At 63.5% G+C, this 25121-nt stretch carries 23 protein-coding genes and 1 riboswitch; of the genes, 7 read left to right on the top strand and 16 right to left on the bottom strand.

Features of this window, described 5'->3' with window-relative positions:
- Positions 1 to 342: 342 nt before the first annotated feature.
- Entirely contained in the window at positions 343 to 1260 is a 918-nt protein-coding gene (locus ABY454_RS08495) for a dihydroorotate dehydrogenase-like protein (protein ID WP_372929818.1), read from the top strand.
- A gap of 237 nt (positions 1261 to 1497) precedes the next feature.
- On the top strand, positions 1498 to 2739 hold the full coding sequence (locus ABY454_RS08490) for a DnaJ domain-containing protein (protein ID WP_372929816.1): 1242 nt from the start codon (positions 1498 to 1500) through the stop codon (positions 2737 to 2739).
- A 161-nt stretch (positions 2740 to 2900) separates the two neighbouring features.
- Here ABY454_RS08490 and thiC read toward each other — a convergent pair whose 3' ends face one another.
- The 3 genes from thiC to ABY454_RS08475 all read right to left on the bottom strand — a co-directional run bounded on the left by thiC (position 2901) and on the right by ABY454_RS08475 (position 5805).
- Positions 2901 to 4790, bottom strand: a complete 1890-nt coding sequence (gene thiC / locus ABY454_RS08485; RefSeq protein ID WP_372929814.1) for a phosphomethylpyrimidine synthase ThiC — start codon at positions 4788 to 4790, stop codon at positions 2901 to 2903.
- Positions 4791 to 4800: 10 nt separating this feature from the next.
- Complete coding sequence (locus ABY454_RS08480; protein WP_372929812.1) at positions 4801 to 5187, bottom strand: hypothetical protein; 387 nt, start codon at positions 5185 to 5187, stop codon at positions 4801 to 4803.
- Positions 5182 to 5309, bottom strand: a riboswitch (TPP riboswitch). (Overlaps the previous gene by 6 nt.)
- A 127-nt stretch (positions 5310 to 5436) precedes the next feature.
- Positions 5437 to 5805 (bottom strand): hypothetical protein, encoded by a 369-nt coding sequence (locus tag ABY454_RS08475; RefSeq protein ID WP_372929811.1) that lies wholly within the window; start codon positions 5803 to 5805, stop codon positions 5437 to 5439.
- 171 nt (positions 5806 to 5976) lie between these two features.
- Here ABY454_RS08475 and ABY454_RS08470 point away from each other — a divergent pair, with 171 nt between their 5' ends.
- Positions 5977 to 6777 (top strand): SDR family NAD(P)-dependent oxidoreductase, encoded by an 801-nt coding sequence (locus ABY454_RS08470; RefSeq protein WP_372929809.1) that lies wholly within the window; start codon positions 5977 to 5979, stop codon positions 6775 to 6777.
- 27 nt (positions 6778 to 6804) lie between these two features.
- On the opposite strand, the gene ABY454_RS08465 is transcribed toward ABY454_RS08470, so the two are convergent.
- The 3 genes from ABY454_RS08465 to ABY454_RS08455 all read right to left on the bottom strand — a co-directional run bounded on the left by ABY454_RS08465 (position 6805) and on the right by ABY454_RS08455 (position 9493).
- Positions 6805 to 7278, bottom strand: coding sequence for a hypothetical protein (locus ABY454_RS08465; protein ID WP_372929808.1), 474 nt, complete (start codon positions 7276 to 7278; stop codon positions 6805 to 6807).
- Positions 7279 to 7347: 69 nt separating this feature from the next.
- Positions 7348 to 8880, bottom strand: coding sequence for a chloride channel protein (locus ABY454_RS08460; protein WP_372929807.1), 1533 nt, complete (start codon positions 8878 to 8880; stop codon positions 7348 to 7350).
- Between the two features lie 166 nt (positions 8881 to 9046).
- Complete coding sequence (locus tag ABY454_RS08455; protein WP_372929805.1) at positions 9047 to 9493, bottom strand: GFA family protein; 447 nt, start codon at positions 9491 to 9493, stop codon at positions 9047 to 9049.
- 92 nt (positions 9494 to 9585) lie between these two features.
- Here ABY454_RS08455 and ABY454_RS08450 point away from each other — a divergent pair, with 92 nt between their 5' ends.
- Together ABY454_RS08450 and ABY454_RS08445 are read left to right on the top strand one after the other, a co-directional pair.
- Entirely contained in the window at positions 9586 to 9945 is a 360-nt protein-coding gene (locus ABY454_RS08450; protein ID WP_372929803.1) for a winged helix-turn-helix transcriptional regulator, read from the top strand.
- Between the two features lie 117 nt (positions 9946 to 10062).
- The gene (locus ABY454_RS08445; RefSeq protein ID WP_372929802.1) at positions 10063 to 10410 is read left to right on the top strand and encodes a phasin family protein; all 348 of its coding nucleotides are present in this window, start codon (positions 10063 to 10065) and stop codon (positions 10408 to 10410) included.
- A gap of 109 nt (positions 10411 to 10519) precedes the next feature.
- Here the strand turns inward: ABY454_RS08445 and ABY454_RS08440 are convergent, their stop codons facing one another.
- Positions 10520 to 11890: a flavin-containing monooxygenase gene (locus ABY454_RS08440; RefSeq protein ID WP_372929800.1), complete on the bottom strand. Its 1371-nt coding sequence runs from the start codon at positions 11888 to 11890 to the stop codon at positions 10520 to 10522.
- 242 nt (positions 11891 to 12132) lie between these two features.
- Here ABY454_RS08440 and ABY454_RS08435 point away from each other — a divergent pair, with 242 nt between their 5' ends.
- Positions 12133 to 13497, top strand: a complete 1365-nt coding sequence (locus ABY454_RS08435; RefSeq protein ID WP_372929798.1) for an FAD-binding protein — start codon at positions 12133 to 12135, stop codon at positions 13495 to 13497.
- Between the two features lie 2 nt (positions 13498 to 13499).
- Positions 13500 to 14486, top strand: coding sequence for an aldo/keto reductase (locus ABY454_RS08430; protein ID WP_372929796.1), 987 nt, complete (start codon positions 13500 to 13502; stop codon positions 14484 to 14486).
- Between the two features lie 4 nt (positions 14487 to 14490).
- Here ABY454_RS08430 and ABY454_RS08425 read toward each other — a convergent pair whose 3' ends face one another.
- The 9 genes from ABY454_RS08425 to ABY454_RS08385 form a co-directional block, all read right to left on the bottom strand.
- Entirely contained in the window at positions 14491 to 15264 is a 774-nt protein-coding gene (locus ABY454_RS08425; protein WP_372929794.1) for an SDR family NAD(P)-dependent oxidoreductase, read from the bottom strand.
- An 8-nt stretch (positions 15265 to 15272) separates the two neighbouring features.
- The gene (locus ABY454_RS08420; protein WP_372929792.1) at positions 15273 to 16571 is read right to left on the bottom strand and encodes an adenylosuccinate synthase; all 1299 of its coding nucleotides are present in this window, start codon (positions 16569 to 16571) and stop codon (positions 15273 to 15275) included.
- Positions 16572 to 16683: 112 nt separating this feature from the next.
- Positions 16684 to 17859: a phosphoserine transaminase gene (locus ABY454_RS08415; protein ID WP_372929790.1), complete on the bottom strand. Its 1176-nt coding sequence runs from the start codon at positions 17857 to 17859 to the stop codon at positions 16684 to 16686.
- Positions 17860 to 18020: 161 nt separating this feature from the next.
- Entirely contained in the window at positions 18021 to 18758 is a 738-nt protein-coding gene (locus tag ABY454_RS08410; RefSeq protein WP_372929788.1) for an outer membrane protein, read from the bottom strand.
- Positions 18759 to 18774: 16 nt separating this feature from the next.
- Positions 18775 to 20157 (bottom strand): phosphoglucosamine mutase, encoded by a 1383-nt coding sequence (gene glmM, locus ABY454_RS08405; RefSeq protein WP_372929787.1) that lies wholly within the window; start codon positions 20155 to 20157, stop codon positions 18775 to 18777.
- Between the two features lie 153 nt (positions 20158 to 20310).
- The gene (gene folP, locus ABY454_RS08400) at positions 20311 to 21378 is read right to left on the bottom strand and encodes a dihydropteroate synthase (protein WP_372929785.1); all 1068 of its coding nucleotides are present in this window, start codon (positions 21376 to 21378) and stop codon (positions 20311 to 20313) included.
- Between the two features lie 77 nt (positions 21379 to 21455).
- Positions 21456 to 23390: an ATP-dependent zinc metalloprotease FtsH gene (gene ftsH / locus ABY454_RS08395; protein WP_372929783.1), complete on the bottom strand. Its 1935-nt coding sequence runs from the start codon at positions 23388 to 23390 to the stop codon at positions 21456 to 21458.
- Between the two features lie 150 nt (positions 23391 to 23540).
- The gene (tilS, locus tag ABY454_RS08390; protein WP_372929781.1) at positions 23541 to 24866 is read right to left on the bottom strand and encodes a tRNA lysidine(34) synthetase TilS; all 1326 of its coding nucleotides are present in this window, start codon (positions 24864 to 24866) and stop codon (positions 23541 to 23543) included.
- Positions 24863 to 25121, bottom strand: a 259-nt coding sequence (locus tag ABY454_RS08385) for a tetratricopeptide repeat protein (protein ID WP_372929779.1), incomplete at its 5' end; no start/stop codon positions are given. The genes ABY454_RS08385 and tilS, both read right to left, overlap by 4 nt.

The following is a 25121-nucleotide window of genomic DNA, read 5'->3' as shown; positions in this document are numbered from 1 at the left end:
GTCTTGCACCTTCTCAGGGTCGAGCGCATCGGAATGGTGCGGCGCGAAGCGTCCTTCATCATTGTCAAAATACTGACCCGATGCGTCTGCGAAGTCGTCCGCCAATGCCGCCCGGGTCAGGATCTCCGCGCCGATGCCGTCGGTGGCGCCTGTGATGAGAATGGTCTTTGGCATGATTGTGTCCGCCTACTCCCCCTCAGAGTCCAAAGGCCCGTCGTCGTCTGCCGAACTAGATCTGGATCAAGGCCAAGGCGTTGGCGTTTGTCTGATAGTGTTGCCCAGTCGATGGACCATCCTCCTGACCAGAGGATGGCGGATCCCCTGGTACCGTGGAGGCCCCTCATGAATCTGAGCACCCGCTATCTCGGACTCGAGCTCAAGCACCCGATCGTCGCCTCGCCGTCGCCGCTGACCCGCGACATGGACGGGATACGCAAGCTCTTGGACGCAGGCGCCGCGGCCATCGTTGTCGCGTCCGTATTCGAGGAGCAGGTCAACGCCGACCGCGGCGTGCTGGACGAACGTTTGGAGACTGTGCGCCAGGCGTCGAAGCAAGGCAGCGTCCCGATCATGGGCAGCCTGAACGGCGAGACCCTGGGCGGGTGGGTGAGCTTTGCCACACAGCTCGAGGAGGCCGGCGCGAGCGCGATCGAGCTCGACCTTTATCGCGTCCCGTCCGATCCCAACGAGACAGGCCAGGCGCTCGAAGAGAGCTATGTCGACATTCTCCGTGCCGTCAAATCCAAGGTGAAGGTGCCGGTGGCCGTCAAGCTCAGCCCCTATTTCAGCGCGCCGGCAAACATGGCAAAGCAGCTCGTGGACGCCGGCGCCGATGGCCTAGTCTTGTTCAACCGGTTCTACGAAGGCGACATCGATTTGACGACGCAGCTCGTGAAGCCGGACTTCCGGCTCAGCACGCCCTATGACAGCCGCCTGCCATTGATGTGGATATCGCTTCTGTCGGGGAGGCTGAATGCGTCGCTCGCCGCGACCTCCGGCGTCTGGACCTATGAAGAGGTCGTGAAAGACCTCCTGGTCGGAGCCGATGCGGTCATGACGACGTCGTCGCTGCTGAAGGACGGCCCGCAGCACCTTGAAACGCTGGTGCGCGGCTTGCGCGAGTGGATGGAAGCCCGCGGGTTCGACTCTCTTGCCGACTTCAAGGGCCAGCTCGCAGCCGCGCATCTTTACGACCCGTCGGCGTTCATGCGCGTCCATTACAGCGACATCCTGACGTCCAGCGGCAAGGATTATGCGTAAAGAAGCGTGCAGGTCACGGCGTGCTCATTCTCATTGGGCCGATGAGGACATCGTGGCCTCCTTCGAGGGGCCTGCAGCGGCAGCCAATCCAGTCTTTAGGTCGAGGAAACGTTTTGGCTTCAGCATGAAGGCCGGAATCTGAGGATACGACGGGGCGTTTCGGCCTGTTTTCATCACATCGTCGCCAAGATTTGGCGAAAAGTCGGGGCTACGATCCCTGCCCATCGGGACTTTACAGTGCGCACAACAATCATAAGCATTCTGTGCGGCGCCGTTATCGGCACCGCGCTCAGCGGCCCGGCAATAGCCGGGGAGCAGCTGGTGATGCCCTTCGCCTGCCGCGTCGCAGGCGGACAGATTCTGCTCGCTCCCAGTGAGCCGCGCACTTACCAGATCTACGGCCAACGGGCCCACAAGCGGCTAACCACCTGCTCCCCTTACGATCCGCGGCGGTGCCACACATGGTCCGTCCATCGCTTCGATCTCGACTGCGGCGGCGTCCGGACGAGCTGGCCAGCCGTGGTGGCCGCGCTGTCGCCAATCCTGGCAGACAGCATAGGATATGGCCGTCCGGGCGGACCGCACCCAGCGCCCCCGCGGCCCCACCGCGGGCCCGGCGCCAGCGCCTTTCCCGGCGGCTTCGCGCCCAACCCCATGCGGGTCGCCCGTTTCGAGCACGTTAACCTGGCGCCCGCGGTTGACCTGGCACCCGTGAACGTCCCGATTCCGCTGAAGAAGCCAGCCCCGGCGGAGCCCACCGTTGAGGTTGCCCAGACCGCGCCAAACGTCGAGCCAGTGGCCGAGCCTCCCTCGCTCCCTGACGAAGTGGAGACGCCCCCCGCGAGCGCCCCGGCCGAGGACAATGATGCAGACAAGGCAACGGCCCTTGCGCAGCAGCGCGCATTGCAAGTCGAAGCAGGCCCCGCCGACAGCGACGTGACCGGCGCCCTGCCAAAACCCAAGACAAGCTCGCTATTTCGGGACGCAGGCCTCGTCTTCGTCTTCACGGTCGCCGCCCTGCTCGCTTTGTCCGCCGCGCTCCTTTTGCGACAGCGCGGATTGGCGCTTCTGCCGGCGCGGATCCCGTTGCTGTTACGCGGGCCCAACACACTGCCTGCCCTGCGGCGCGACGCGGTCGCGGAGCACGAGAGCCCGCAGGCGCACGAGCAGCACGAGACAATCGAAGCCCCCGCCGTCCACTTACGGCTATGGGACAAGGATTGGCTGCCGAAGACGAAGGCCGAAGCCCTCAATGTCCTCGGCGTCGACCCGGCCGCGAGCGCCGACAAAATCAAGAGCACCGTCACGCGGCTACGCCGCGCGCTCCACCCCGATCACGCTTTCGACGACGAAGACCGCGACTTGCGCGAACGCCGCCTGAAGCAGATCAACGTGGCCTGGGAAATCGTCTCGGAGAAACGGCGCGCGCCGTGGCTTGCGGTCAAACCGCAATCCTCCTGGCCCCTGTGGCGCACATAGGCTTACTCGGGCACTCAACCAGGAGCGCTCAAATCGCGCGAAGCGCGATAGACTCACCCGCCCCCCGCCCCGAACGACAGACGGTGATGGTTGTCCTATTCTCGTGGTTGACTCGGCATGTAGCAAAGCCAGTGTTCCTGGCGTTCCATTGCGGCCCCGACTCAGCGCGCGGGCGACTCGTCTTCTTCCACGTAGACCTCGCTGCCCAGCTCGCGGAATTTGGCGCTCATCTCCGCCATGCCCTGCTTCTTTGCCTGCTCTACCGCTTCGCTACTTGAGAGCATGTTCTTGTCGTTGAGCTTGGCGGCGTAGTCGCGCACTTCGCGCGTGATCTCCATGGAGCAGAATTTCGGTCCGCACATGGAGCAAAAGTGCGCAAGCTTGTGCGCCTCCTTCGGCATGGTCTCGTCGTGATATTCCCTCGCCGTGTCGGGATCGAGCGACAGGTTGAACTGATCCTCCCAGCGGAAGCCGAAGCGTGCTTCTGAGATGGCGTCGTCGCGGGCTTGCGCGGCCGGGTGCCCCTTGGCGAGGTCGGCGGCGTGCGCCGCGATCTTGTAGGCGATGACGCCTTGCTTCACGTCGTCACGATCCGGGAGGCCAAGGTGCTCCTTCGGCGTGACGTAGCAAAGCATCGCCGTGCCGAACCAGCCGATCATGCCGGCGCCAATCGCCGACGTGATGTGGTCGTAGGCCGGCGCGATGTCGGTGACCAAAGGCCCGAGCGTATAGAACGGCGCCTCGCCGCATTCCTTCAGCTGCTTCTCCACATTGACCTTGACCTTGTGCATCGGGACATGGCCCGGCCCTTCGATCATCACCTGGCAGCCGCGATCCCAAGCGACGCGTGTGAGTTCGCCCAGCGTCTCCAACTCGGCGAACTGTGCGCGGTCATTGGCATCGGCAATGGAGCCCGGCCGCAAGCCATCGCCGAGGCTGAACGACACGTCGTATTTCCGCATGATCTCGCAGATGTCGGCGAAGCGCTCGTAGAGGAAGCTCTCTCTGTGATGCGCCAGGCACCACTTGGCCATGATCGAGCCGCCGCGTGACACGATGCCGGTGACGCGATCCGCCGTGAGATGGATATAGCCGAGGCGCACGCCCGCATGGATCGTGAAGTAGTCGACGCCCTGCTCGCATTGCTCGATCAGCGTGTCCTTGTAGACCTCCCAGTCGAGCTTGACGGGATCGCCGTCCACCTTCTCCAGCGCCTGGTAGATCGGCACGGTCCCAATCGGAACTGGCGCATTGCGAATGATCCATTCCCGCGTCGTGTGGATGTTGCGGCCGGTTGAGAGATCCATGACCGTGTCGGCGCCCCAGCGGATCGCCCACACCATCTTCTCCACTTCTTCTTCGACCGAAGACGTCACGGCGGAGTTGCCGATATTGGCGTTGATCTTGGTCAGAAAGTTGCGGCCGATGATCATCGGCTCGGACTCGGGGTGATTGATGTTGGCCGGGATGATGGCCCGGCCGCGCGCCACCTCATCGCGCACGAAGTCTGGCGTGACGAACGCGGGGATAGAGGCGCCGAAATCCTCGCCGTCGTCGCGGCGTTCTTGCGCTTCGTCTGCCGCCTGTTGGCGCCCGATGTTTTCGCGATGCGCGATATAGACCATCTCGTCCGTGACGATCCCTGCGCGCGCGAGCTCGAGTTGCGTAACAGGCCTGCCTTCGAGCCCGTGCAAGGGTGCGCGCGTGGCTTGAAAGCTTTCCGCCAAATGCGCCGCGCCGACGTTCCCATTGTCTTCGGGCTTGATCGCGCGGCCTTCATACGTCTCGACACCGCCGCGGGCTTCGATCCATGAGCTACGCAACGGATCGAGACCGCGCTTCACGTCGATCGCGGCGTCGCTGTCGGTGTACGGGCCCGACGAGTCGTAGACATTAAAGGTGTCGCCATTCGTGAGTTCGATCTCACGCAACGGCACGCGCACCGCCTCATGCCCGCCCGGCGACGAATAGACTTTGCAGCTGCCGGTCAGCGGGCCTGTGGTGACGTTGAGCGTTGTCTCGCCGCGAAGCGACTTGTCATGCACATTCATGTCGTTGGTCTCACGCGAAATAGCCGAAATAGAGAAGCACTACGGCAATGACGAGCCAGACCAAGCTGCCGATGGTCATGGCCATGGGCTTGTCGATCATCGCCGCGCCCATCTTCTTGACCGCGCTGGGGCAAAGGATGCGGATCGCGCCGCCGATCGTCGCCATCCAACCCAACAGCGTGACGATCACGCGCCAATCGGCAACCCACACATTGTGATAGAGCACCATCGCAAGGCCGGCCAACATGACGAGCACGCCGGAGATGTAGATCAACGGCGGGCTGTCCAGAAAGTCCTTTGCCATGGCCCGCTGGCCTTCGCGGTTGATGATCATGCGGACGGCGGCGGCCAGCATGACCGGGCCGATGAGTTGCGCAAGAAAGATGGATGTCTGCATGGCTGTGTCCTGTCCCTTCGCCGGTATGAGCCGGATCAGGTTCTAAGGGTCTTCGCTCCGGCCCAGTGAAAACACGAGCAACGAACTCTCAGCCCCTCCCCGGGGCTCCCCTCGGAACGGGATCACTGTAGCGCCTTGCGCCGTGCTCCGAAAGGGCAAGCACGCGCCAATCCGCTGCAACGCGCGCACGCCACAGCCCGGAGACATGCGTCCCCGGGGATCAAGCCATGGATAAAACAGCGGCTGCGGCTACCAGCAGACCCTGGCGCCCGTCGAACACACCGTCGGCGACACCACACCCGACCAGCAGACAGTGTGCGTCTTCGACGTCACCACATCCGGTTTCTGGTAGAGATCCGGCGAAACGCTGCTGCGCCAATACGGCTGAGGCTTCGGCCGCATGGGGCTGATTCTCACGTTGCGAATGCGCTTCGAAGCCTTGAACTCCTGAACCGCCGTCGCGAGCGCATTCTGGGAACGGCTGACCGCCGTTGTCTTATTCACCCCGTCCGCGGTCCCGTTCAACCCAACGCAGCCAGCTTCCGCCGTGGTGCTCTGGCCTAAGCAAAATCCAGCCGCGATCACTGCCAGCGCAAAGGCACGCCAATTCGACTTCATCGAAGCCTCCCTAAACCAAGCTAAGATTGGCTGGATTATCGCGGGGCGTGGGCGCGGTTTCCAGCGTCTTACACCATCCTGCAACGCGTTCGGCGAATTCTGTTACCTTTGTGCCACAGTGCGAGGCGATTTCGACGCCGCTTGCGGCCGCGCACGCGGGAGGGAGGGGAAATGACAGCGAAACTGGTGCTCGTCACTGGCGCCTCCAGCGGCATCGGCGAGGCCACGGCAAAGCGCTATGGGGCCGCAGGCGCCCATGTCCTCCTGATCGCCCGCAATGCGGAGCGCCTTTATGGGGTAGCCCATGCGATCCGTGAGGCGGGCGGTACGGCAACGGCCTTCCCCTTGGACCTGGCCGGCTCGGAGGCCACGAAAGAGGTCGCCGCCCGCATCGAGGCCGAGATCGGCACGCCCGACGTTCTCATCAATAACGCCGGCGCCGGCCGCTGGCTGCCGCTCATCGAAACTAAAGCCGAAGATGCCCGCGCCATGATCGACGTGCCGTATCTGGCGGCCTTCAACCTCACACGGGCCTTCGCACCGGCCATGATCGCGCGCGGCACGGGCTCCCTCGTCTTCGTCACCTCGCCGGCCGCCTATCTCGCCTGGCCTAACGCCTCTGCCTATATCGCCGCCCGCCGGGCCGTGGCCGGCCTCGCCGAAGCCCTGCAAAGCGAACTGAAGCCGACGGGCGTCTCCGTGACCCTGGTCGTGCTGGGCTCCGTCGAGACGCCCTATTGGCAGCACAACCCTGGGAGCCTCCAGAATGTGCCCGAGGACCCGCCCTTCGTCCGGGCCCTGACCGCGGACGAAGCCGCCAAGGCCATCGTCCAAGGCGCCGCGCGGAAAAAGAAATTCGTCATCAAGCCGGGCATCTACCGGGCGCTGTTTGTACTGGGCGCGCTCTTTCCGAAGACCGTGGCGAGCCAACTTCGTCGTGCCGCCAAGAGGGGACGCGCCACCAAGCCCTAGCGGCGGAACAGGCCGAGCCGATGAAGCTCAGTCGATGCGGACGCCAAGATTGCACTGCCGCGCGGTCTTGTTCCAGAAGGTGCTGCCCTGCCCCTTTTGGTCGACCTTGGTTTGGCTGTTGACGTCGCGGGAAACGATGTAGTTCCGGAGCGCAGCCAAGCCGCTGGACGACAAGCGCATGCGCCGTAATGCACAACAATTGGCGGCGATCTCGTTGTGGTAACCGAGATGGTGACAGCACTCGTGGGCCCGGACGAAGCGCTTGAAGTGGGCGGGCGCGCTGCTGTAGCGGCGACAGTAGAAGATCTGCGGCCGACCAGTGCTCGCATCGTGCGTCGCTTGCGCGAAGTATCGCTTCGGATGACTGCTGCCGCGATAGATTTCATGCACGGCTTGGCGCTGCTTGGTCTTGGCGTTGGTGCCGTAGCAGGCCGCCACGGCCGGTGCACATACGAACACCGACAAACAGAAGGTCGCCAAAACGGCCAGGCCAATGCGCATGGATCGCTACTCCCTGGCGAAACATAATCCGCCACGCAGGGCCGGACCACAGTGGCAGATCAATATTACTTAACGATGTTCTTCCACGCTCGCCGCGATCAACCCTCTATTGAAGACGCGCAGTGCACGGGCCTGCGTGGCGAAGCCGACAATCCGGCTCCGGTCGCCGGGCTCCACGACGGGCAATCGCTCGGCGCCCATCGTATCGAACGCCCGCAAGGCCGTTTCCAACGTCTCGTTGGATTGCAGCGCCCGTTCGCGTTCTCCCTCCGGCAGGACGGTGGGATCGCCGTCTTTCAGCGGCCACATGAAGTCAGCGACGCGAATATCCTTCATCACCGTGCGATGCGGCCCCTCGTGCAGGACGATGCCGCGCGATTCCAGTTGCGCCTGGAAGAACGAACGGCCGAGGATCGCCTGGTTGATGCCGTTCGCGATGGCCACGGTAAGCAACAGAGCGAGGCTCAACTCGAAGCCGCCGGTCAACTCGAACACCATCACCGTGGTGGAGATTGGCGCGCCGAGCACGGCGGCCGCCACCGCGCCCATGCCGAGAATGGCGTAGAGGCCTTCGCTCGAGCCCACTTCAGGGAAAATGCCGCCGGCAATGAGCCCGAACGCGCCGCCCGTCATCGCCCCGAGATAAAGCGCAGGCGAGAAGACGCCGCCCCCGAAGCGCGACGAAAGCGCGATCGCCGTGGCAATCGTTTTGACCGCAATGAGGATGATCATCACGTGGATCGCAAGCTGTCCCTTCAGCGCCGCGTCCGTGGTGTCGTAGCCGACGCCCAGCACTTCCGGAAACCAGATGGCCATGATGCCAATAAGCAGGCCGCCAACCATGGGCCGGGAGACAAGCGGCATTTTGACTTGGCGCGCGAGCCAGTCCACCGAGAGGATGGTCAGCTGGAAGATAACCGCCACGGCCGCCGCCACGATGCCGAGTAGCACGAAGGCCGGCACTTCGAGATAGGACACGATGCGGTAGCTCGGAACGACGAATGCCGCCACGTCGCCGAACCAGGCCTGGGAAATGATTGTCGCCACCACCGACGACAGCACCAGCGGCACGAAGGTGGTAATCGAAAAATGACCGAGGATGACCTCTTGGGCGAACAGCACGCCGGCGATGGGCGCATTGAACGAAGCGGCGACGGCGCCGGCGGCGCCTGACGCCAGCAGCGTACGCCGCGAGGCATTGGGCAGATTGAAGTGCGTGGAGCCGCAGGCGGCAAGCGCCGCGCCAAGATGGACGATCGGGCCCTCGCGGCCCGCACTTGCGCCTGCGCCCAGCGACAACGCACTTGTGAGCGCGCTGAGCAGGCCTTGCCCGAACTTCATGCCCCGCCCCGCATTGACTCGCGCCTCCATGACGTCGGGCACGGCGTCCGTGCGACGCGCGGTCAACACGTAGCGCAGCAAGAGTCCGACCAGGAGCCCCCCGATCGCGGGTGCAAGCATGATCACCCACCACGGCTGCGCGCGGGCGGCCATGGCCACATTCTCCGACATGGTGCCCAGCCACGGCCACTGGAAGACGCCGATGGCAAGGCGGAAGAGAATCGCGGCGACGCCCGTGGCAAGCCCGATCAGCGGCGCCAAGAGCCAAACCGTCGGCTGCCGGCTTTCCCGGAAGTGCTTGAGATTCGGAATGGTCCAACGTCTGGCCGTAGCCAGAAGTCTTGCTCGTCTCAGCGCCATGCAATGGGTTTAAAGACGAGAACGAGTCGGCTCAAGCATTAGAGACTTTGCGCGCGGGCAATCGCTGTTAGGAACTTGCGGGCTTGCTCACAGCCTTTGGCATCTTCTCAGGCATCTCGGCATAGGCCGGGAGCTCTGGATCCAGATGCCGCCACGACGGCGCGCGGCTCGCAAAGACGATGACCTGCGGCTTGGCGATCTCCAGATCATCGAGACTGGAAGCGCGCACGAACACGAGGCCCTTCATGGCCGAGTTCCGCGAATAGATCGGCGCGCCGCATTCGGGGCAGAAACCGCGGCCAACGATATTGCCGCTATTGGCGGGATGATCGAAGAACTTGAGAGTGCCCGTGACGGTGAACGCGTCTTCGGGGATCGCGATATGGGTGGCGTGGTCGGTGCCGCTCGTCTTGCGGCAGTCGATACAATGACACTGCCCGATGAACTGCGGATCCGCCGAACTCTCATAGTGGACCGCACCGCACAAGCACTTGCCGGAAAACCCTTCAGCCATCACCCCCTCCATGAACTGCCAACCCCCACGATGGATACTAGCCTGGGATTGCTACTTGCATATTGCAAGTAACAAGTGACACAATGGGGCAAATGAATCGCGACCCCCGATCTCCCTGCCCCATCGCCACAACGCTGGATATCGTCGGCGACCGCTGGACGCTGGTCGTCGTGCGCGACCTGCTGACAGGCAAGAAACGCTTCTCGGAATTCCTCGATTCTCCCGAAGGGATTGCCACCAACGTGCTGAGCGACCGGCTGGCGCTGATCGAGCAAGCCGGCCTCGTCACCAAGGCGCCCTATCAGCTCCGGCCCAAGCGTTTCGAGTACACGCTGACGACAAAGGGTGAAGATTTGCTGCCCACGCTTCAGGAGATGAGCCGCTGGGCCAATCGCCATATTCGGGGCACCTGGACGCCGCCCGAGAGCTTCATGGCCAAGAAAATCCCCTGATTTACAGAGATTTCATACCTTGTTGCATCGCAGCATTTTACCCTTGATTTTATTGTGCAGTGCAATATATATCCTCCCGTGAGCATGAGAAACGCTAATGGAGAGAGGATTTCCGAGATGTTTGAACCGTTCGACAAAGCCACCAAGGACTTCCAGAAGCTGGGCAAGGATAACACCGACGCCATCGCGCGCTCCTATGCCGAGCTCAACAAGGGGTTCCAGACCATCGGCACCCGCCTGACCGACTATTCGAAGCAGGCGTTCGAAGACGCCACCGCCACTTTCGAGAAGCTCGTCGGCTCCAAGTCCCTCGAGCAGGCCGTCGAGATCCAGTCGCAATACGCCAAGAAGGCTTACGACACCTGGGTCGCCGAAGCCTCGAAGATCGGCGAGATGTATGCGTCCGTTGCCCGCAACGCCTATAAGCCCGTGGCGAAGGCTCCGCAGGTCACCACCACCGAGTAAGCGCCGCGTTCTTCGCGCAACGTACAAAAGACCCGGAAGTCTGCCTTCCGGGTTTTTTCATGTCTTCAAGCCAGGGGGCACGCAAAGGGTGCGCGCAAGGACGCGCCACTTAGGAAGCAAGTTTGAGCTTTTCGTCTTCCCGCTCTTCGGCGCTCTCGCCCATGGTCCGCATCTCGGGTTTCGGTCCGGCGCAAGCGCCGAACTTCTTGAGCAGCCGTCGCATATAGCGGCGGAAGCGTAAGTGATGGATCTCGAAGCGGTGCCACGGCGTGTCTTTGGTCTTGATGCCGTGGCCGATATCAGGCTTGGCGTGTGACTTCAGCTTGCGGAACCAGTCGGCGCGAGCCTTGTCCTCGTCTTGCGCCACGATGAAAGCGGCGATGAGCCGGGCCTGAAAATCGGCGATCTGCCAGACGCCGCCTTCGGCCGGCTCGAACAAGCCGCACGCGAAGAAGTCGTCCCACTCCCGATGGAAGGTGTGGATGAATAGCTTCGGCCATCCCTTCTCGTCGAGCACGTAGGAATCGTCCATGAAGGGGAAGTTGACGCGAAACCCCGTCGCCCAGACCAGCAGATCGATCTCCTCGGAGCTGTCGTCCTCGAAATACACGCGCTTGCCCTCGAGCCGCTTGATGCCGGGCTTCGTCGTGACGCGACCATGCACGATATGATCGAGATAGGTCGTGCAGGCGGTGGGGTGGGCTTCGAACAGGCTGTGATCCGGGTCCGGCAGACCGAAACGGTGGTGTGATCCGATCAATATCTTCATGCCGATCTTGTAGAGCCAATACATGACGGGCCGCGGCAGCGGCACGTGGCTCAGCTTGTCGATCACCGAGTCGGTGGGTTTCCCGAACAGCAGCTTCGGGAAGAAGTAATAGCTCCGGCGCATGGAGTGGATCGCCGCGTTGCCGTCGTGCGCCGCGTCATCCAGAATGTCCACGGCCGAATTGCCGGCGCCGACCACGAGTACGCGCTTGTCCTTGAGTTGCGCCTTCGACTTCAGGTCGTGCGAGTGCAGCATCTCGCCGTCGAACGTTCCGGGGTAGTCGGGCGTGAAGGCATGCCAATGGTGGCCGTTGGCCACCACCACCCCGCCATAGATCCGGGGCTTGTCTTCTCCTTGGAGCGTGACGCGCCAGCCGTCATCCGCCCGCTCAACCGAAGCCACGCGGGTATTGAAGGTGATGTGCTCGTAGAGCCCGAACTCTGTGGCATAAGCACGCAAGTACGCCTGGGCTTGCGACGCACTGAGATAGTGCGGCATCTCGTCCGGAAGCTTGAAGTCTGGATAGCGTGACAGCTTCTTGGACGAATTTAGGTAGGTCGACCCGTAGACCGCATGGGGACTGCGCGGGTTCCAAATGCCACCGACATCGCCTTCCGCCTCGAAGCAATCGAAGGGAATCCCCCGCTCCGCGAAGGTTTTGGCCACGGGCAGGCCGCAGGCCCCGGCCCCTATGATGCAGTAGCGCTTCACAGCCTCGATTCTAAACCTCCGGCGCGAAAATCCTACACCGCAAATAGCCGCCAATTACGGCAGACCTAAGCACTCACCCGGCCCCCCTTCAACCCATAGCATCCCCGCCATACCTCATTGATCTGCCTCAAGTTCACCAAGGCCGAACGCGATCTCAATGGGTCTCGGCGGCACACCGCTTCGAGCCTGGATTCGCGGGCTCAATTCGTTATGGTCTGTCGCCGCGACATCGAGGGAGATTCATGGACACCCAGCAGGACGTCACCGTCAAGAGTTGGGACGGCACCTGGACCTATCACCCACGGGTGAGGGTAACGCCAGAGAGCGTCGACGACCTCGTCGAAATCATGACCGACACGGTGCGGTTCCCGACCCCCGTGCGGCCGGCGGGCTCCATGCATTCCACCGCGCGCATGAACGGCGACGACGAAGGCGGCACGATGGTCGACATGAAGGCCATGAACCGCATCCTGCATTTCAGCGAAGACACGGTCACGGTGGAGCCCGGCGTGACTCACGACGAGCTCACCCGCGCGCTGAAGGCCCGAGGGCTCCAGCCCTATATCACCACCGAGATCGGCAATACGACGATCGCCGCCTTTGCCTGCGCCGCCACCAAAGACAGCTCTTTCCCCGGCGGCTTCGGTCAGGTGAGCTCCTACGTCACTGCGGTGCGTCTCGTCACACCGCAAGGTGAAATCCGCGAAATCTCCGAAGCCGACAACCCGAAAGAGATGCAGTTCCTCCGCTCTAGCTACGGGCTGTTCGGACTCATTTTCGAGGTCACTATCAAGGTCCGGCCGACAACCGCGATGTCGATGCGGCACTACTCGATGACTTTGGAGAGCTTCCGCAAGTTCTTCCCCGTCTACAAGGCGCGCGGCTACGCCGTGATGTACTACATCTTTCCCTACGCCAAGCGCGTGGTCGTCGAGTTGCGCAAAGACAATCCCGAAGTGGAACCGAAGTCGCGGCTGCAATGGGCCTATCGCAACCGGTTCTGGCGCAAATACGCCCCGGCGGTGACGCTATGGATCGACAAGAACGTCACGAATCGGAAATGGCACGCGCGCGCGCAGGACTTCTTCTTCTACACCCTGCGTCAGCTGATGGTGTGGTTCGTGCGCTCCGAGCGCAGTTGGCCGCACGCACAGATCATCAACTACCCGCGCAATCCCGGCAAGACGAAATACCTCTTCAGCATGTGGTCGTTTCGCGAGGAGAATTTCTTCGACATCCTGGAAGACTATTGCGATTTCTGCATCTTCCATGAGTCACAGACCGGGTTCCGTTGCAACCTGCCGAGCGTCGGCTACGCCATCTGTCGGGACTGCGAAGCGCTGCTGTCCTACACGTGGGAAGGCCCCGGCATGAGTATCGATCCGGCCTCGACCGGTGGCCCGGAATGGGAGGAATTCCTCCTCAGCTACAACGCGTTTTGCAGCGAGCGTGGCGGCACGCCGCTGTTCAACCAGACGCCGTTCCTGAACCGCGAAATGGCGCGCCGCGCCTTCGGGCCGCGCCTTCAGCAGTTCGCCGCGCGCCGGCAGGAACTCGATCCTGACGGCCGTCTTCTCGACCAACATTTCCGCGAGTTGCTGTCGTAAGCATGGAACACATCAAGATTGCCGGATTGCCTTTCGATGCCTCGCGCATCGCGCTGGGCACCTGGGCGATCGGCGGCTGGATGTGGGGCGGCACCGACGAACGGGACGCCATCGACACTATCCATCGCGCACTCGATCTCGGCATCAATCTCATCGACACCGCCCCCGTCTACGGGTTCGGCCAGTCCGAAGAGATCGTGGGCAAGGCGCTAGAGGGGCGCCGGGACAAAGTGCTGATCGCCACCAAGGCGGGGCTCGATTGGAGCGGCGAGGGGATCGTGCGCAACTCGGCGCGGGCGCGCCTGCGTCAAGAGCTGGAAGACTCGCTGCGGCGGCTCAAGACAGACATCGTCGACGTCTATCAAATTCACTGGCCCGACGAGGGGACGGATTTCGCGGAAACCGCAAGGACGCTCGAAGGATTACGCCGCGAGGGGAAGATCCGCGCCATCGGCGTCAGCAACTTCTCGCCCGAACAGATGGAGCGCTTTAAGAGCGAGGTGCCCCTTGCCACGGTGCAGCCGCCCTACAATCTGTTCGAGCGCGAGATCGAGGACTATGTTCTCCCCTACGCCAAGGCACACCACATCGTGGTGCTGGCCTATGGCGCGCTGTGCCGCGGACTTCTGACGGGAAAGATCACCGCCGACACGACGTTCAAGGGCGACGATCTGCGCAATATCGATCCGAAGTTCAAACCGGACCGCCGCGGACAATATCTTGCCGCCGTCGACAAACTCTCTGCGCTGGCCAAGGCACGATTCGGCAAACCGGTCGTGGCGCTCGCCGCGCGCTGGATCCTCGATCAGGGCGATACCATCGCCTTATGGGGCGCGCGGAAACCCTTGCAACTCGATGCGATCGGGGACGTGATGGGCTGGCATATCGATGCTCGCGCCATGACGGAGATCGACAAGATTTTTGCCGAGACGGTGACGAACCCGGTGGGGCCTGAGTTCATGGCCCCGCCCCGCACGAACGTGGCGTGAACCGCTACGCGCCCGTCGCCTTGATGAACCAGCGGACGACGGGGAAGGACGCAAAGCGCGGCATATCGCGTACGGTCTTCAAGAAGCCTTCGACCTGAATCGGGAAGGCGATTTCGTAGGGCCGCTTCGGCAGCTTTGCGAGAATCTTGCGGGCGCAGCGCTCCTTCTTCATCACGAAGAGCTTCTTCTTCGGATCGTAGGCGGCATTCAGCGGTGTATCGACGAAGCCCGGACTGATAAGCGTCAGGTCGACGCCGGTGCCCCGGAGTTCCAGTTTCAGGCTCTCGGCGATATTGATCACCGCCGCCTTGCTGGCGCCATAGCTGCCATTGCCGGGCCAGCCCGCATAGCCGAACAGCGAACCCATAATGGCCAGATGGCCGGCGCGCCGCTCCAGCATATTCGGCAAGACGGCGGCGACGCCGTTGATCACGCCGTCGACGTTGAGCGCCATGGTCTTGCGGAAACCGTCGAGATCGATGTTTCGGATGTCGAAAGGCACATACATCCCTGCGCCGAATAGCGCGAGATCGATCTGCCCGAGCTCCGCCTCGACCTTCGCCGCGCAAGTCTTGAGTTCGTCAGGCTTCAGCACGTCGGCGGGAAACGCCGCGATGTTGGGGCTCGAAGCCGCCAGCGCATCAAGCCGCTCGCTCGGCCGCGCCGTGGCGGCGACCTTTACGCCTTTGGCGGCAAGCCGCCGCGCGATCTCACCGCAGATCGCGCCGGAAGCGCCGGTGATCCACACCACCTTCCAGGGATATCCCGTATCGGCCATGGGACAGCCTAATCCACAAAGGGATCGTGCACGAGGATGGTGTCCTCGCGCCTGGGGCTGGTGGACAGCAGAGCCACGGGAACGCCTGTCAGTTCCTCCAGGCGCCGGACATATTTGATGCATTGCGCGGGGAGTTCGGCCCAGGACCGCGCGCCATGCGTCGACTCCGTCCAGCCTTCCATCTCCTCGTAGATCGGCTCGACCCGGCCTTGCGCCCCTTGCGCGGCCGGAAGGTAGTCGATCTCCTCGCCGTCGAGCTTGTAGCCGACGCAGATCTTGAGCGTGCCGCCCGGAATGTCGTCGAGCACGTCGAGCTTGGTGAGCGCGATACCGTTGATCCCCGCCACCTTGCAGGTCTGGCGCACCAGGCAGGCGTCGAACCAGCCGCAGCGGCGCGCCCGGCCCGTCACCGTGCCGAACTCCGCGCCCCGTTCGCCAATCAACTTGCCCGTCTCGTCCATAAGTTCCGTTGGGAACGGCCCCTCGCCGACCCGTGTGGTGTAGGCCTTGGTGATGCCGAGCACGTAGTTGATGGCACCCGGCCCGACGCCAGCGCCCGTGGCCGCTTGCGCCGCCACCGTGTTCGACGAGGTGACAAACGGATAAGTGCCATGGTCGATGTCGAGTAGCGCGCCTTGCGCGCCCTCAAAGAGGATGCGCTTGCCGTCCCGCCGCGCATGATCGAGCAGGGTCCAGACCCTGTCCACATAGGGCAGAATTTTCGGCGCGATCTGGGTGAGCTGACTGCAGAGCTCATCCGCCGAGATTTCCGGCTCGCCGAGGCCCCGGCGCAAGGGATTGTGGTGCGCCAGGATGCGCTCGATCTTCGGCTTCAACGACGGAAGGTCGGCGAGGTCCATGACGCGCACCGCCCGGCGCCCGACCTTGTCCTCATAGGCCGGACCAATGCCGCGCTTGGTGGTGCCGATCTTACCGGCACCGGCCGCAGCTTCGCGCAGCGCGTCGAGCTCCCGGTGGAGCGGCAGGATCAGGGTGGCGTTCTCGGCGATGCGAAGATTGTCGCAGCCGATCGTGACGCCGAGCACCTGGTTGCGGTCGATCTCGTCCGCCAAGGCCCAAGGATCGACCACGACCCCGTTGCCGATGACGGCGAGCTTGTTCTTACGCACCACACCAGAGGGCAGGAGCGAGAGCTTATAGGTCGTCCCATCGACCACCAGCGTGTGGCCGGCATTGTGGCCGCCCTGGAAACGCACCACCACGTCGGCGCGCTCTGACAGCCAGTCGACGATCTTGCCCTTGCCCTCATCGCCCCATTGGGAGCCGACGACCACAACATTGGCCACTTCGAAAATCCCCTAAATCCTGGAAGAAACACAGAAACGGCCCCGCAAACGTGCCGGGCCGTGTCCCGTTATAGCGTGGGCGCGCGCGGGATGCGAGCCTTCCGGCGACGCTCTAGGCCGCTTTGGAGCTTGCCGCCTTCTCCACGGCAAAGGCCCAGTCGAGCCAGCGCATCAGCGCCGCCACATCGTCGGTCTCGACTGTGGCGCCGGTCCAGATGCGCAAGCCCGCCGGGGCGCTGCGATAGGAGGCGATGTCGTAGGCGACGCCCTCCTCCTCCAACCGCGCCGCCATGGCCCGCGGAAAGCCATCGCGCAAATCGGCCGAAAGAGCGGCGATCTCGGGGTCCACGATCTTAAGACACACGGACGTGTTGGAGCGCGTCGCAGGCTCTACCGCCACGAAGTCGACCCACGGCGTCTTCGCCACCCAGTCCGCAATTACTTTCGCATTGGCGTCGGCGCGGCCGATCGCGCCCTCCAGTCCGCCGATACGCTCCACGAAAGACAGCGCGTCGTGATAGTCCTCCAGGCAAAGCATGGACGGCGTGTTTATGGTCGCGCCCTCGAACAGGTCCTGCATCACTTTGCCGTCTTTCGTTAGGCGGAACAGCTTCGGCAGCGGCCATGACGGCGTGTGGCTTTCCAACCGCTCGATTGCGCGCGGCGACAAGATCAGCATGCCGTGCTGCGCCTCCCCGCCCAGCACTTTCTGCCAAGAATAGGTCGCAACATCGAGCTTCGTCCAATCTATGTCTTGCGCGAACACGGCGGATGTCGCGTCGCAAATGGTGAGGCCCGCGCGGTCTGCCGCGATCCACTCGGCGTTCGGCACGCGCACACCCGACGTCGTGCCGTTCCAGGCAAAGACCACGTCGCGGTCGAAGTCGACGTCGGCAAGGTTCGGCAGCGCGCCATAGGGCGCGACAAGCGCGCGAACGTCCGTCAACTTCAATTGCTCGACGATGTCCGTGACCCAATCGCTGCTGAAGGCTTCCCAAGCCAGCACGTCGACACCGCGCGGCCCAAGCAGCGACCACAGCGCCATCTCCACGGCGCCCGTGTCGGAGGCAGGCACCAACGCCACCCGATACGCGTCCGGAATTTGAAGCAGCGCGCGCGTCTTGAGAAGCGCGGCCTCGATCCGCGCCTTGGTTTCGGGCCCGCGATGATTGCGCCCCAGAAGCGCGCCCTTCAGCGCGTCCAGCGACCAGCCTTTGTGCTTGGTGCACGGGCCCGAGGAAAAGCGCGGATTTTCCGGCCGTTTGGTCGGTTTTGGCGGCAAGGTCAAAGGCGAAACTCCGAAAGAACGAGCCCCCGCATAAGGGGGCTCGAATGCCCATACGGGGGGCGGAAATCGCCGTCAAGGGCGCGACGGATGCGCCGCCATCACAAAGAAAAGCCGCCCATCGAAAGAACGGGCGGCAGTTGGTGTGGTGGGTGGGTGGTAAATTATTTGAACGCGACGGGCATCGGCACAGGCGCGGCCACTGTGTGACCAAGCTTCCAGCGCACGCCGAGCATCAAGTCATGCGAGGTGACGTCGTCGATGTTCACGCCCGCATACGAGCTCGACCCGTCATAGGCCGTGACCGTGCCGCTCCGTGCATCGCCGAGATCGGCATAGCGGTAGGAGAGGTCCAGTGTAACGGACGGGTTCACGTCATAGGCGAGACCGCCATAGACGGCCCAGGCGAAGTTGGTCTCCGTGTTATCGGCTCCGTAGAACACCGAATTGTTCGGCACGTTCACGTCCTTGAGACCGAGAACCGAGATCGAAGACATACCGATACCGGCGCCGACATAAGGCGTGACGCACAAGACGGTCGGAAGATCGACATAGGCGTTGAACAGGCCGAGCCAGGTTTTCATGTTTGCCGTGTACTCGTTGGTACCCGGCAGGAACTCACCTGCGAAGTCATTGCTGCCCCGGTTGAACGTGCCGTTGCCGCCCGGGTAACGATCATGCGCAACGAACAAGGCGTCGCCGCGATATTCACCGGTCATGTCGAAGCGCAGCCAGGTATTGAACTGGTAGCCGATACCGACACCGAAGAGCGGCGAGCTCTTGATGCCTTCATGTTCGACGATGAAATCGTTGTATTGGAAGGGCTCGGTGGAAATGTTGCCGACCACCGGGTTGGCGGCCCCGACGAAGCCCTTTAAGTAGACCGGCCCCGTGCACCCCACGCAAGGCGCAGCCACCTCAATAGGCGGCGGCGGAAGCCCGAGATCGGCGGCATTCCGCGGCGGCGTCGGACAGCGCGTGCACGATATCGGAGACGACGGTCTTCACGAGGCCCTCGTCGTCGCCTTCCGCCATCACGCGAATCACCGGCTCGGTCCCGGACGGGCGGATCACCAGCCGTCCGGCGGTGCCCAGCCGCGATTTGCCGTCGTTGATCGCCCGCTGCACACCCAGATTATCGAGCGGCTGGCCGTTCTTGTAGCGCACGCTTTCCAACACTTGCGGCAAGGGCTCGAACCGGTTGCAGACCTCGCTCACGGGCTTGCCGCTCTCGGCTACCACGGCGAGGATCTGCAGCGCCGTCACCAGGCCATCTCCGGTGGTCGAGAAGTCCGACAGCACGATATGGCCGGATTGCTCCCCTCCGACATTGTAGCCGTGCTGGCGCATATGCTCGGTCACGTACCGGTCGCCCACAGACGTGCGCGCGAGCCCGAGGCCCAAATCCTCCATGAACCGCTCCAGGCCGAGATTGGACATGACCGTGGCGACAACGCCGCCGCCGGCGAGCCGTCCACGCCTGAGCCAGAACTCCGCGATCACGGCCATCAGCTGGTCCCCATCGATAATGCGGCCCTTCTCGTCGACGATGACCACGCGGTCGGCGTCGCCGTCCAACGCGATACCGATATCGGCGCGTACTTCGCTGACCTTGCGGATCAGGTTCTGCACCGCCGTCGAGCCGCAATCCTTGTTGATGTTGAGGCCGTTCGGTTCGACCCCGATCTTGATGACCTCGGTGCCGAGTTCCCACAGCGCCTCGGGCGCCACCTTGTAGCCGGCCCCGTTGGCGCAATCGATCACGGCGCGGATGCCGTCGAAGCGCAAATTCCGGGGCAGCGTGCGCTTGGCGAACTCGACATAGCGCTCGCGCGCACTGTCGATGCGGGTCGCGCGGCCGATATGCTCAGGCGGCGCCAGCAGCGCTGCAGCATCGCCCTCCATCAACGCTTCGATCTCGGCTTCCTGCTCGTCGGAAAGCTTGTAGCCGTCCGGTCCGAACAGCTTGATGCCGTTGTCGATATACGGATTGTGAGAAGCTGAAATCATCACGCCAAGATCGGCGCGCAAGGAGCGGGTCAGCATCGCCACGGCCGGCGTTGGCATCGGCCCGAGCTGGAATACATCCATGCCCACGGCGGTGAAGCCCGACACCATGGCGGATTCGATCATGTAGCCGGACAAGCGCGTGTCCTTGCCGATCACCACCCGATGCCGGTAGGCGCCATTCGTGAACAGCTTGCCGGCAGCCATGCCGACCTTGAGCGCCACCTCCGAGGTCATCGGATTCGAGTTGGCACTGCCCCGGATTCCGTCCGTGCCAAAAAACCTACGAGCCATCCCGGTCTTTCCCCCGATTACGCGGCCAAGCTGCTCCTTCCCTCGGACTTGCCCGGCGCGGGGAGGGATTATGCTCCCGGTCCCCATCGAGTTGCATTCAAATAATGTAAGCAAAAATTACACGCCTGGATCGAGATTGGCGTGGATTCCGCCTTAATTTTCAGTACCAAACATGCTCGCGCGCCAGACTGCAAGGGCTTGGCGGCTGCTGGCCACATCGTGGACGCGGAAGGCTTGGGCCCCTTGCGCCGCGGACGCGATGGCCGCCGCGTGACTGCCCGGTTCCCGCGATTTCGGGTCCTTCTCCTGGCCCAGCCCGCCGATAAAGCGCTTGCGCGAGGCCCCGATCAGGAGAGGCACGCCAAGCCCGTGAAACAGGCTGACATTGGCGAGGAGCGCGAGATTGTGGGCCAGCGTCTTGCCGAAGCCGAGCCCCGGATCGGCGGCGATGCGGGCGCGGGGCACGCCCGCCGCCTCGCAAGCCGCAATGCGCTCCTCAAGGTAGTCGAAGACCTCCAGCGCCACGTCGTCGTAGGTCGGGTTGTCCTGCATCGTTTTGGGCTCGCCTTGGGCATGCATCAGGACGAGGTCCAGCCCCTCCTCCACCGCCACGTCGAGACAGGCCGGATCGTAGGTCAGCGCCGAGACGTCGTTGAGGATCTTGGCGCCCGCGCGTGCTGCCGCGCGCGCAACCGCCGATTTCCGGGTATCGATGGAGATCACCGCGGGCGAGCCCTTCAACGCCTTTAGCACCGGCACCACCCGGGACAGCTCGTCGTCGTCTGCGACCGTATCGGCGCCCGGCCGCGTCGATTCCCCGCCGATATCGACGATCGCCGCACCGTCGGAGGCGAGCTCGGCGGCATGGGCCGCAGCGCCCTCCGTCTGATCGTAGAGCCCGCCGTCGGAGAAGCTGTCCGGCGTGACATTGACGATGCCCATGAGCACGGGCCGCGAAAGGTCCAGCCCAGCAAACGGCGGCCGGGGGTCCGTCACCCGGACGCGCAGATTGGCAAGATCGGCGTCGGCCACCTCGCCGAGCGCGGACGCCGTGATGAGACGCCGTTGCGACCGCGCCGGATCGCCTTCGATCAGAACCGCTTCGGTGAAGGCGATCGGCCCGCCGGCGAGCGGCAGAGCAAGACCGTCCTCGACCGCAGCGTCCGCGGGCGGTCCGTACAAGAACCCGATGGGTCTGAGATAGAGCTTTTGATCCCCCATGGCGCCTGAGCCTTACCACAAAGCAACATGCCCGGCGAAAGGCCGGGCATGCGCAAAAGCAAATTTTCGAAAGCCGCCTAAGTCGGCTGGGGCTCCATGCCGCCCGCGCCGGTGTCCGGCTCCGGCGGCTTCTTGCCCCGGCCCGCGGTCGGCACGGCGGAGGTCGGCCCAGACGGCGACTCTTCCTCCGCGGGGAAGTCCCGTACCGGAGGCTTGCCGTTCAGAAGGTCCTTGATCTCCTTGCCGGAGAGCGTCTCGTATTCGAGAAGCCCGCGCGCCACCACGTGCAGATCGTCGATATTCTCAGAGATGACCTTTCGCGCCGTCTCGAAGCCTTCGTCCACGATGCGATGGATTTCCTCATCGACCATGGACTGGGTCTCGTCGGACAGGTTCTGCTGCCGCGCGATGGAGTGGCCGAGGAACACTTCTTCCTCGTTGTCGCCATAGGCCAGCGGCCCGAGCTTATCGGACATGCCGAACTGCGTGACCATGGCGCGCGCGAGCTGCGTGGCCATCTTGATGTCGGACGACGCGCCCGAGGTCACCTTCTCGTAGCCGAACACGATCTCCTCGGCGACGCGGCCACCCATGGCGACGGCGATATCCGCCTTAAGCTTCGCGCGGGTGTGAGACAGCATGTCCCGCTCCGGCAGGCGCATCACCATGCCGAGCGCGCGGCCGCGCGGAATGATCGTCGCCTTGTGGACGGGATCGGACGCCGGCTGATGTATCGCGACCAGCGCATGCCCGCCTTCATGATAGGCGGTCAGCGTCTTCTCTTCCTCGGTCATGACCATGGAGCGGCGCTCCGCACCCATCATGACCTTGTCCTTGGCGTCCTCGAACTCGTGCTGGGTGACGAGCCGCTTGGAGCGACGCGCGGCGAGCAACGCCGCCTCGTTCACGAGGTTAGCAAGATCGGCGCCGGAGAACCCGGGCGTCCCGCGCGCAATGACGTGAAGATCGACGTCCGGTGCCAGCGGCACCTTGCGCACATGCACTTTGAGAATTTTCTCGCGGCCGATGATGTCCGGAAGCGGCACGACCACTTGGCGGTCGAAGCGGCCGGGCCGCAACAGCGCCGGATCGAGCACGTCAGGCCGGTTGGTCGCGGCGACGAGGATGATGCCTTCGTTCGCCTCGAAGCCGTCCATCTCGACAAGCAACTGGTTCAGCGTCTGCTCGCGCTCGTCGTTACCGCCGCCGAGGCCTGCGCCACGGTGACGGCCGACAGCATCAATCTCGTCGATAAAGATGATGCACGGCGCGTTCTTCTTCGCCTGATCGAACATGTCGCGCACGCGGCTTGCGCCCACGCCGACGAACATCTCGACGAAGTCGGAACCCGAGATGGTGAAGAACGGCACGTTTGCTTCGCCGGCGATGGCGCGCGCCAGCAGCGTCTTACCAGTGCCCGGAGGGCCGACCAGCAGCGCGCCGCGCGGGATCTTGCCGCCGAGCTTCTGAAACTTCTGAGGATCGCGTAGGAACTCCACGATCTCTTGCAGATCTTCCTTGGCCTCGTTAACGCCGGCCACATCGTCGAAGGTGACGCGGCCATGACGCTCGGTGAGCAGCTTCGCCTTGGACTTGCCGAAGCCCATGGCACGGCCACCGCCTGACTGCATCTGGCGCATGAAGAATATCCACACCGCAATCAGGAGTAGCATGGGGAACCAAGAGATCAGCACACCGAACAGCGACGGCACGTCCTCCTCGGACGGCTTGGCGGTGATCTTCACGCCCTTGGTGTTCAGCTTTTCGACCAGGTTCGGATCGTTCGGCGCGTAGGTCTGGAAATTCCGGCCGTCGGTGTAATGCCCGGCGATCTGATTGCCGGCGATGGTCACGTCTTGGACGTTCCCGGCATCGACCTCCGAGAGAAGCTGCGAGAAGCTGATCTCGTTACCGCGGACCTGAGCGCCTTGGGTATTGAAGAGGTTGAAAAGTGCGACCAGCAGCAGGCCGATAAACACCCAAATGACGAAGTTACGGAAATTCGAATTCATGCACTGACCTGACGGCTTGATCTCAAAGACACGCCATGGGGTGAGAAATCCCCCAAAATTGCGGCGCAGAAAGGCTTACTAGGCCCTACTAACATAAGAACGGGCACTACTTTTGCCAAGTAAAGCTAACGCGAAGAAATGCACGCTTCCTCAATATCCCGGGCCTTTCGTCGCGCCCAGCCCCGTGAGGAACCTTGCCCGGCAGTCAAGGCCCTCTTCATGGCGCGACAGTGGCGTCAAGAATGGCTCAACCTGACCGAAATCAGGCAGGCAAAGGAGCCTCCTCCCCCGCCAGCAGGCCGGCAGCGCCTGGGCCGCCGGGCCCGGCAAGGACGCCGGCATGGCCTCTCGCTCTCTTAGGACGCGCACCCCCTCCTCACCCAGAGCGCGGACGATAATGGGCGCTTCCTCCGCGGCCCCGAGCTCGATGGCAAAGCGGTTGTCCCACAAGGTCCGCTCGCCTGGGCTCAGCTCCAGCTCCGGCAGGCCCTCGTGACGCATCTCGCGGAAGACGAACAGACGCCCGCCCTTCGGCGCGATACGGCAGCGGGCCAGCGTATGCGCCTTGTCCGGCGACTCTTTAAGTGCGGCGTATAGCGCCTCGAGCTTGGCGAGCCGCACCGGCTCCATCCCGCCGCCAACTGTGGCGAGGAGGCGGGACAGGACGCGAAGGGCGACCTCCTCCGGCAAAGCGTCAGTTGCGCCTGCGTCCACTGACGCATAACCCGCCGCGCTGGTCTCGGCGTGGCCGTCGAGAAAGTCACAAGCCGCCGCATCGAGCGCGGCCCGCGCCCGGCGCAACCGCTTGGCGGACAGCGCGATCACATCTGCACTGAGCCCAAACCCGGCGAGCGTCTCCATGGCGCTGCGCACCCGCCCGCGCTCGAACTTTGGATCGATGTTGGATGGGTCGGTGACGTAGGCGATGCCGGCCGCCTCGACCGTTGCCACGAGCCGCGCCTTCGGCACATCGAGTAGCGGCCTGAGCAACGTCAGCCCGGCCCACGAGCCTTCCTCCGGAATGGCGGCAAGGCCGTCGAGCCCGCTGCCGCGCGCGAGTCGCATCAAGAACGTCTCGGCTTGGTCGTCGAGATGATGCGCGGTGACGAGCGCGCCGATGTCGTGCGCATGAGTATAGGCCGCCATCAGATCGTAACGGGCTTCCCGCGCCCGCACCTGAAGGCCCTCGTCCACCCCATCATGCTCCCAGGTGAGGATGACATGCAGGAGGCTTGCTGCTTCCGCCGCGCGCGACACCAGCAACGCTTCGTCGCGCGAGTCCGTACGCAAGCCATGATCGACCGTGAGCACGACGAGTTCAGGCCCGTCGCTTCGCGCCGCACGCCACTGCGCGGTCAAATGCATGAGCGCAAGACTGTCGGGCCCACCGGAGACGGCGAGCGCGACGCGCGGGAGATGCGCGAGCGGCGCGAACAGCACCTCGGCGTCGTCGTGCGTGACAGGCGCCGCCGTCATGGGCAGCCCGCCTTCCCCGCCGCGGTCTTCGCCTGCCCCCGCTGCGCGCTATTGGGAAACCTGGCGCCGAGCTTCTTAAAGGTGGCGCACGCGGCCTCCGTCTTGCCGAGCTCCGCAAGCGACATGCCGAGCCGGAGGAGCGTATCGGACGCCTTATCGCTCCCGGAATATTTGCGGTAGCCGTCGAGGAAACTGTCGGCTGCCTTCTGGTACTGCTTGCGCAGATACTGGCTCTCGCCCACCCAATATTGCGCG

The sequence above is a fragment of the Methyloceanibacter sp. genome, assembly GCF_041573655.1.
Lineage (GTDB): Bacteria > Pseudomonadota > Alphaproteobacteria > Rhizobiales > Methyloligellaceae > Methyloceanibacter.
The sequence above is the reverse complement of the archived record's forward strand: the minus strand, read 5'-3'. Positions and strand labels throughout refer to the sequence as shown.